This window comes from Flavivirga jejuensis (assembly GCF_030540765.1).
Classification (GTDB): domain Bacteria; phylum Bacteroidota; class Bacteroidia; order Flavobacteriales; family Flavobacteriaceae; genus Flavivirga; species Flavivirga jejuensis.
Genome location: NZ_JAUOEL010000012.1, coordinates 45,236 through 53,126, shown reverse-complemented (window position 1 = coordinate 53,126; position 7,891 = coordinate 45,236). Strand labels below are relative to the sequence as shown.

9 protein-coding genes are annotated in these 7,891 nt (G+C 29.4%); 2 read left to right on the top strand and 7 right to left on the bottom strand.

All coding sequences use genetic code 11. The features are described 5' to 3' along the window. Positions 1-505: 505 nt before the first annotated feature. The 3 genes from Q4Q40_RS23285 to Q4Q40_RS23275 all read right to left on the bottom strand — a co-directional run bounded on the left by Q4Q40_RS23285 (position 506) and on the right by Q4Q40_RS23275 (position 1,637). Positions 506-736, bottom strand: a complete 231-nt coding sequence (locus Q4Q40_RS23285) for a hypothetical protein (RefSeq protein WP_303304463.1) — start codon at positions 734-736, stop codon at positions 506-508. A 114-nt stretch (positions 737-850) separates the two neighbouring features. Then, on the bottom strand, positions 851-1,126 hold the full coding sequence (locus tag Q4Q40_RS23280) for a transposase (protein WP_303304462.1): 276 nt from the start codon (positions 1,124-1,126) through the stop codon (positions 851-853). A 241-nt stretch (positions 1,127-1,367) separates the two neighbouring features. Beyond that, positions 1,368-1,637 carry a hypothetical protein gene (locus Q4Q40_RS23275; protein ID WP_303304461.1) on the bottom strand — a complete coding sequence of 90 codons (270 nt, stop codon included), beginning with the start codon at positions 1,635-1,637 and terminating at the stop codon, positions 1,368-1,370. A 614-nt stretch (positions 1,638-2,251) separates the two neighbouring features. On the opposite strand from Q4Q40_RS23275, the gene Q4Q40_RS23270 reads away from it, so the two are divergent. Continuing rightward, a complete protein-coding gene (locus Q4Q40_RS23270) occupies positions 2,252-2,803 on the top strand; it encodes a hypothetical protein (RefSeq protein ID WP_303304460.1) in 552 nt (183 codons plus the stop codon). 152 nt (positions 2,804-2,955) lie between these two features. Here the strand turns inward: Q4Q40_RS23270 and Q4Q40_RS23265 are convergent, their stop codons facing one another. The 4 genes from Q4Q40_RS23265 to Q4Q40_RS23250 all read right to left on the bottom strand — a co-directional run bounded on the left by Q4Q40_RS23265 (position 2,956) and on the right by Q4Q40_RS23250 (position 6,877). Then, entirely contained in the window at positions 2,956-3,270 is a 315-nt protein-coding gene (locus Q4Q40_RS23265) for a hypothetical protein (protein ID WP_303304459.1), read from the bottom strand. Between the two features lie 306 nt (positions 3,271-3,576). Then, entirely contained in the window at positions 3,577-5,007 is a 1,431-nt protein-coding gene (locus Q4Q40_RS23260; protein ID WP_303304458.1) for a hypothetical protein, read from the bottom strand. A 962-nt stretch (positions 5,008-5,969) separates the two neighbouring features. Continuing rightward, positions 5,970-6,422 carry an RNA polymerase sigma factor gene (locus Q4Q40_RS23255; protein WP_303304457.1) on the bottom strand — a complete coding sequence of 151 codons (453 nt, stop codon included), beginning with the start codon at positions 6,420-6,422 and terminating at the stop codon, positions 5,970-5,972. A gap of 77 nt (positions 6,423-6,499) precedes the next feature. Next, positions 6,500-6,877 carry a hypothetical protein gene (locus Q4Q40_RS23250; RefSeq protein WP_303304456.1) on the bottom strand — a complete coding sequence of 126 codons (378 nt, stop codon included), beginning with the start codon at positions 6,875-6,877 and terminating at the stop codon, positions 6,500-6,502. Between the two features lie 421 nt (positions 6,878-7,298). On the opposite strand from Q4Q40_RS23250, the gene Q4Q40_RS23245 reads away from it, so the two are divergent. Next, positions 7,299-7,553, top strand: a complete 255-nt coding sequence (locus Q4Q40_RS23245; protein ID WP_303304455.1) for a helix-turn-helix domain-containing protein — start codon at positions 7,299-7,301, stop codon at positions 7,551-7,553. Positions 7,554-7,891 lie beyond the last annotated feature (338 nt).

The window sequence follows — 7,891 nt, the reverse complement described above, 5'->3', positions numbered from 1 at the left end:
GTATGTATGTATGTATGTATGTATGTATGTATGTATGTATGTATGTATGTATGTATGTATGTATGTATGTATGTATGTATGTATGTATGTATGTATGTATGTATGTATGTATGTATGTATGTATGTAAGCAATGCTCAATTAATTATTGTATTCAAAATTTGCCGTTTATGAGTAAAATGTGTACCTGAGCAGAGCCAATATATACGAGCATAAAGACATTAGATCGCTTAGCCATTAGAACCTAGAGAAAGGCTTAGGGCAACTAACAGAAGATACTAACCAACAAAGGTACTTCCCTTAAATATTCAGAGCGTTTTTAGCTAGTATAAACAAGGTTCCTGTAGATCTTCTCCTAAATTATTATGACTATTATACTTCAAGCTAAATGTTAGATTATTTTAATCGAGCAATGATAATTTCGATCATAATTTTTAGTATTCATTTCACTTTAACTATGCTTACAGACTGTGTCGTAATCTAAAAATATGCTCATTTAAATTTTGATTAAGAAATTTTTGTTTTTAATTTTTTCTTGCTTTTAAGTTCTTTATTTATAGATATTAAACTTTCAGGTTCTGTATGGTCCTTGGACTTTGCATCTTTAAGGACTTCTTCTATTCTGGCTTCAACATGCTTTTGATAACCCTCCCATTTCTCAAGACTTCTAGTTTCTCTATTTCCTGCATTCGCTCTAAATTTACCCCCATCAGTAAAAAGCGTATTGCCTTCTATCATTCCTAACTTTAAACAAAGTCTTGCACACTGAACCAATACTTTCTTTAATGCTTCTAAATTTGCTTTACGAAATACCGATATTGTTTTATGGTCTGGTTTCAACCCGCCTGCTAATCAAATAAAGGACATATTGTGATATAACGCTCTTTCTATTTTTCTTGAAATCCGCCATCCAAATGAATACGTATAAATTAATACTTTTAACATAACCAATGGGGCATAGGATGAATTTCTAACGGCATTGGTGTTAACAACAATACCTATTTCTTCTAAATTAATACAATCAACAAAAGCATCATAGGCTCGTACTGGATCATCTTTTCTTACATATTGATCTATAGAGTCTGGTAAGAATGTAATTTGATCTCGATTTCCTGTTTTATATGACATACACCAATTTAACTATTACTATACAAATAATCTAACATTATTACAACACAGTTTGTTCACTTCTGAGTAATGACAAATAGGTGTTTTTTATTATTCTGAAGACCAATACAGCATCTTCATTTTTTCAGAGCCCTATCGAAATGAGGTACGATTGAGACATCATATAATTTTGGTAATTAAAATAGTATGCGATGTCTCTTAGTGTCGAAATTGACACGCCTTAATCATTACAAAACCACTATTACGGCTCACACTTATACAAAATAATATTAGCACAAGGACCATTGGGGGCTTTGCCATATAATTGATGGGAAACATCAAGTATTGTAACAGTACAAAGCCCAAGATTTTGGTCAACTTCATCATAGCTAACCGGTTTAACCAAGACACACATCTCATCAGAGCCATAGTAGTACCAGGCTCTAGTAATTGGATAACCTTCTGTCCTATCATTTTCAATAGGAATAAATGCAAAAGCAGCCAAAACGTTTTTAATTTTTTTTAATTTCATAATACAGGTATTTAGTTTATGCCTCCAGAGGTTATACGCTTCAAAACGGCATTTTTTTTCATAATATGTTGTACAATAGTATAAACAGGAAAGAGGTTTTGTAACTTTGTGATAATAAGTTAAATAAATTTTTTCAGGTGTGATTAATCCGAGGATAGTTGGTTTCAAGAAATTCTTTATTTCAGTACTGCATAGCAAATTGAAAAAAAACGTTCTCACAACAGAAACGATTAGATAAGAAATTGTTTAATGAAATATATGAATTACTATAATACAGTAATTTAAAAGGTTTCTCCAGTACCATAAACTGGAGTTTTCTGTTTAAAAACCATAACCAAAGTCATTCAGCACCTCTCTCTACATTTTGTTACTCTTCATTTTAGAAAAATAATACCCGATTGCAATACCGCTTTTTTCAAAGATGGCGGTAGTGAATATTAATACAATATTCCTGCAATTTAAACTCGCAAAATATTTCCTTCAAATTTATCAGCCCAAAAAATCGGAACCACCTAAAGGTTTTCGTCCAATTTTTCAGTTGAAAATTTGAGACAAAATTTTGTCTAACGTTTGGATGCATGCACAAATAATGTTTAATCCAAAAAATTTACAAAATGAAAAATCAAAACATTTTACAGCTCGATTTTGGCTTCGAAACCAAACCTGTTATCAATCAAAAAAATACACCAAAAACCGCTAATAAACCCCAAAATGATTATATTTTTGAGTTTATGGACTGCCTTACAAGCCCTATTATTGTTTTTAAATCTGCTTGGAAAGGTACCATTCCATCCGATATTCTAAGTAGTGTTAAGAGGTCTCGTTTACTCTGTCTAATGAAAGGGAAATACATGGCTTCTCTTACCGAAGTTCTTGCATATATGATGCCTAGAACCCTTGAATCCCCTATGCCTTCAGAATGGGTCAATATTTATACATGGGTAGGCGCTCAATATATTAAATCACACAAAGGAGAGGAGAAAAACGAAGCTCTGGCAGAAATAGCCCCAGAGCATCTTACCGATTATGAACTGCTTCTGTTGAACGACCTTCGAAAGTGGGTCTATAATAAAAGGCGCAAAGCTTTAAGGGACTCATTAAAAACTAAAAAAATTACAAAATCTAATGTAGTTACAACTAATCAAGATACCCTCTTTGATAATTAAATATTAATTAAAAACACTTGGTTATTGTATCTTATTTGAAAAAAGAACTAGAATTGTTTTGTCCTGAAATACGGCTACAGTTTAAAATTGAATTTACGCTGTTAGTTCATATACCGTATTCGGTGTTTTAAAATCTAAAGATAAGTGTAATCTTACTTGCTTATATTTTTTGTTGGCAACTGTTCTTTATCAAATTGATTTTTTATTTCATCTTCAAAAATTGTTGAAAATAATGCTGAGATAGATATTATTAATGATAAAAATGTAAACCATAAAATCATTGAATTATTTTTTCTATTAGTGACAAAAGTTAAATATTCACTTATTGTATCAACACCTTCAATACGTTTTATTTCTGACGAGCAAGGGTAGCAAGTTTTATAGTGTAAAATGCATTTCCCATTATCATAAAATCTACAATGTTTTTTTTTCGGTATCTTTTCATTCAAAATAGTTCTCAAGCCCATAGGTATTAAGTTTTAAAAGTGAAATAGGTTTAATTATAAGTTCGCAATTATCTTTATTATATTTAATTTGTCTTTTACTTATCTTAAAATAACTAGTATTCTTACGATTATTTTTATGTATTGGAAATAATTTTACAAACGCATTTTTCACAACTATGTACCCGATTTTGTTATATGAAATCGGATTTTTGTATCTTAATGAGATTAGAATTTCAATAATTTTAATACAATTTTTATTATTCATTAAAAATAATTCGCAAATTTCATTTACTTCAAGTTCAAATGTGGTTGTTATACTTAATTTTTTCATACGATTAGATTATTATGAATTGAAACTCCAAAATGTCCACAACGATTTATATACTCTTCCCAATAACAGATATTTGTAAGATAATAATCACCTTTATCAGTAATACTAAATTCAGGATATAAATCAATCCTTTCTTCATAACGATTAGGTACTATTTTAGTTGGTGAAATTAAATTATTAAGTTTTAATTTTTTTATTCCCCAGATTATTTCTTTTTCCTTATGCCCAAGAAAATTCATTTGTTCCGTAAATGTTCTATTTAATTCTTTATATAATTTCACACCTTCTAATAAGTTGAATAAAAGTGAATTTCCTTTTTTGTTAATATTTTTATTAATATTTATTATTCTAAATAATGAATCATCATTATCATAAAAAAGTTCCAATGTTTGCTCTTTAGTTATATTTTTTCTTGAATGAGTTTCTCCATCTTCATTCTTTTCAGAAATTGATTCTAATATTTCAAAATTTTTACGTACGTAAATCAAACTATCGTGCACGATATCAAATATTTCTCTATTATTGTGATTAGTTATATTTGAAATAAAATTTAGATATAAACCAGTAAATGGAATTGTTATGTTTTCAATATCATTTATTTCAGAAATCCCCATTTTTTTTAGTAACCGAATATAATCAGATTCTTTGTGGGTTATTTTTTTAAACCAACTCTTTGATTTATTTTCTATTATTATACCCGCTAATCTTCTTGATATTAGTTTGTTAATATCAAGTCTTACCAGTTTTATTTTATGAATTTCTCTTGTAAAGGTTTTAATTAGTCTATTGTCATATTCTTTTATAGCAGTATATAATGCTGGTCTTGCAGATAGAACTAAAGTTGCGTGTCTGTGAATACCGAATCCTTGAAAATCTTCTAAAACATCAAATAAATCATCTTCATCAAGATAGTCAAAATCATCTAATAAAATTATAAGGTGTTTTGTGAAACATTTCTCATCAATATTCGCTAAATGTGTTCTTAAAAGTGAAATATTTTCTTTAAAATTAGTTTCATTGTTTGTAATTAATTTAGGAATAGGGCAATTAATATCTGAAAAATATTTTTCCATTTTTTCGATAAAATGCTTATATAAATGGAATTTATTACCATCTCTAAAATCAACAATAAGTGGATATAAATTATAATCAGGTAAATTCCCGATTTCAAAAAACACTTTGTACATAAAGCTACTTTTACCTGTACCTGCGTGACCTAGAATTAAAATATTATCACCTCTATTTCTAATATTTTTTAAAATACTTTGCATTTTATTTAACTCCGTAACCCTATTGTAGTACAAGTCTAAAAATACTTTTTTTTCATTATGTGTTAATCTAATTAAATCCTTAAAAGAAATTTTAATGAAATCTGAGAATTTTTTTAAAGAATCTTCAAAAAAATCAGTTTGAGTTTTGTCTTCCATAAATGTTTTTATATTTGGGTTACTTTTTTTAGTTGTAGCCCTTGTTAGCCTAATAGCCACAACCCAATTAACGGTTACTCGTGTTTTTTGACATAACCGATAGACAATCACAATTGTTAGATAAAGCAGTCAATACGATATTTAAAAATAAAGATATAGAAAAAACTAATCTAAATGATTTTATAATATCTTCAGAAGGATATGTTTTTCTATTGTATTTTTTGTTTCGTACTAAAAAATATATGATAACAAATAGCACGCTTAAACTAAAGCCAAGTAATATTAAGATGATGTCTTGCATGAGAGTGGTAGAATTAATTAGTTAGATTAACTATAACACAACAAATAATAAAAGGGGGTGGTATTATCCCTTTTTATTTTGATCAATTGTTTGTGAAGTTGTTGGTCTATAAAAAAATAATAAACCGCTTACAAGTGAAATTACTAGAATAGCTATTGCTAATTGAATAGGTAATGGTGATAATGCAAAAAACACACCAATACTAGTTGTTACTGGGTAGTTTAGTTGGGATTCAGAATTCAACCAGACTTTAGTGCCATCTGATAATACGATATAGAATTGACCAGCTCTAGGGATGGTTAGCGTGTTATAGGCAATGGCTTTTGCTTTTGGATTGCCTGCCTTGTATATTATTTTTCTCCGTTACTCGTTACATGATCCGTTTGGTTGTTATAACTATGAGGTTATAAAAGGCTTACTTTTTGGGGAGGGAAGCATCATTTTTACTTTAATAAAAAAATGCAGGATGAGGTTGTTGTTGTTAATACAACAAATTATAAGAGGGGGTGGGTGTAATTTCATTAAAAACACATTCTTCTGACTGCAAGAAAGTTAAAATACATCTTGCGTAACATCAATCGTTTAGCTACCTACGTTGTAAGAAAGTTTAGCTTTCATAAGCTCGGTTTTTTTCATTTTGTTTATTTGTTGTTATAAGAAGTTACCCCATGTTTAAAAAGCCTAGAAAACCTCTTAATTTTCGATAGGCTGCTTTTTTATGATCCTTGACCGTATTGATGGATATCGATAATTGATCTGCTATCTCATTATTGGTATAGTCTTCTATACTCAATCTAATAACCTGAGCCGCTTTTTCTGGCAGCTTACTAATGGCTTTATCTATAACAGCGGCGGTTTCTATAGCGACGGCTTCAGACATATAAAATGCTCCCGTTTCATAGACTTCCAGATTTGCAGGTTCATAACGTTCTGTCACTCTATACTGTTTACTTTTTAAATAATTGAGACATTTATTTTTAACGGTTTTATAAAAAAAACCTGTGGCATGGTTTTCATTTTGAAAAGCAATGTCATCTTCCCAGACTTTAACAAATACTTCCTGAACGACATCTTTTGAGATATCTAAATCGCTAAGGTACTTGTATGCAAACACACATAATTAGGGGTATAAACTCTCGAAAAGCTGTTTATAACTCTTACCATTAAGGATTAATTCCTTTCCCTTCCCTCTCATGGTTTTAAATTAAGGTGCTTTTCGGATTTATCCTTTGGGTTATGTATAATCTTATTGGTTTCAATGCAGGATTCTATATTTTTAGCCACGGTATAAATACAAATCAATTTTCTATTCTCTTTTCTTTTGTTGTAGTATTCTGCAGGAAAGGAAGCAAAGAATTGATCAAATTCTTTTTCCATTAGCAAATGGGTTCCTGTATCGTATTTTAAATCGGCTAAAATGATTCCAATGACTTTCAAGGCCATTTTGAAATGATTTTTTACTTCACCTTTAAGGGATGTTTGATTAATCAAAAGTGCTAAAGAATTTGAAAGTGCATGGTGTGTCAAAATCAAAGTTTCTCGTGAATTATTGGCTTTGTTTTTTTTCATGGATTAAATTTTAAGTTGTACTTGTCCCACCTTGAGCGAGGCTAATCTTACTAAAAAGTGGAATCTATGTTATATGTTGAAGTTGCCAAAAAAATGAGATAAATACCCATTAAAGCCTGTAATGTGTAGAAACAAAAAGGCGTGGAACTCAACTTAAACGCTTTCAAGGTACTGGTTACCCAACCACGAATAAGTGAGCCCACGCCAATAGACGTGAGCATCCTACTTATCATCTCGTGGTTATAAAAATTACCAGTTTTTGAAACCGAGGTTCAAAGCGATTACTTCAAATATTTTTATACGAAGAATCACAAATATATGTATTCAAAAGCTAATATAAGAAGAAAAAAAATAATGTGGTCTAATTCGGTCACATTTCTTCAAAATAATTATTTCAATTTCGAAACTAAACAAATACTATATGAAGAAACTGTATAAACAGGAAGTTTTAACTCTATTTGGTAAGCGTATCAAAGAATTACGTCTAGAAAGAAATTTGAGTTATAGAAAAATGGCGAAGGAATGTGACTTAGGATATAGTAAAATAAGTAAAATTGAAAAGGGCGAGGTTGAAATTAGATTCTATACGATATTAGAAATTTCTATAGCATTAAAAGTACACCCCAAAGAACTTTTTGATTTTGAGCATAAGTGGAAAGATGAAGCTTTTATGTGATTATATATCGGATATTTGTTTTTTCGAATAGAAAAAGACAAAGGAAGCACACAATTATTGACTGTTTTGTAAATTATCGAAAGGATTGAATGTTCACGTAAGGGAATTATTTGATTATGATTTTGAATGTGACTAACTGAGTTGTCAACTATCATTTAAATATTAAAAATCCATTTGATAATGTATAAAACATACTTAAATTTTTATCTCTAAGAATTTTTATCTTTTTTATTAGTAAATACTAAACTTTGTATATATCAGATATTTGTTTTTCGTAATCATCTTTGGATATTTTAACTTTCCATTTTACTTAAGGTAGGGGGCTAGAGCCATAATTT

Excerpts from the sequence above, each read along its gene's own strand:
- Q4Q40_RS23285 (WP_303304463.1), bottom strand. The coding sequence starts at position 736 with ATGATAGAAGGCAATACGCTTTTTACTGATGGGGGTAAATTTAGAGCG.
- Q4Q40_RS23280 (WP_303304462.1), bottom strand. The coding sequence starts at position 1,126 with ATGTCATATAAAACAGGAAATCGAGATCAAATTACATTCTTACCAGAC.
- Q4Q40_RS23275 (WP_303304461.1), bottom strand. The coding sequence starts at position 1,637 with ATGAAATTAAAAAAAATTAAAAACGTTTTGGCTGCTTTTGCATTTATT.
- Q4Q40_RS23270 (WP_303304460.1), top strand. The coding sequence starts at position 2,252 with ATGAAAAATCAAAACATTTTACAGCTCGATTTTGGCTTCGAAACCAAA.
- Q4Q40_RS23265 (WP_303304459.1), bottom strand. The coding sequence starts at position 3,270 with ATGGGCTTGAGAACTATTTTGAATGAAAAGATACCGAAAAAAAAACAT.
- Q4Q40_RS23260 (WP_303304458.1), bottom strand. The coding sequence starts at position 5,007 with ATGGAAGACAAAACTCAAACTGATTTTTTTGAAGATTCTTTAAAAAAA.
- Q4Q40_RS23250 (WP_303304456.1), bottom strand. The coding sequence starts at position 6,877 with ATGAAAAAAAACAAAGCCAATAATTCACGAGAAACTTTGATTTTGACA.
- Q4Q40_RS23245 (WP_303304455.1), top strand. The coding sequence starts at position 7,299 with ATGAAGAAACTGTATAAACAGGAAGTTTTAACTCTATTTGGTAAGCGT.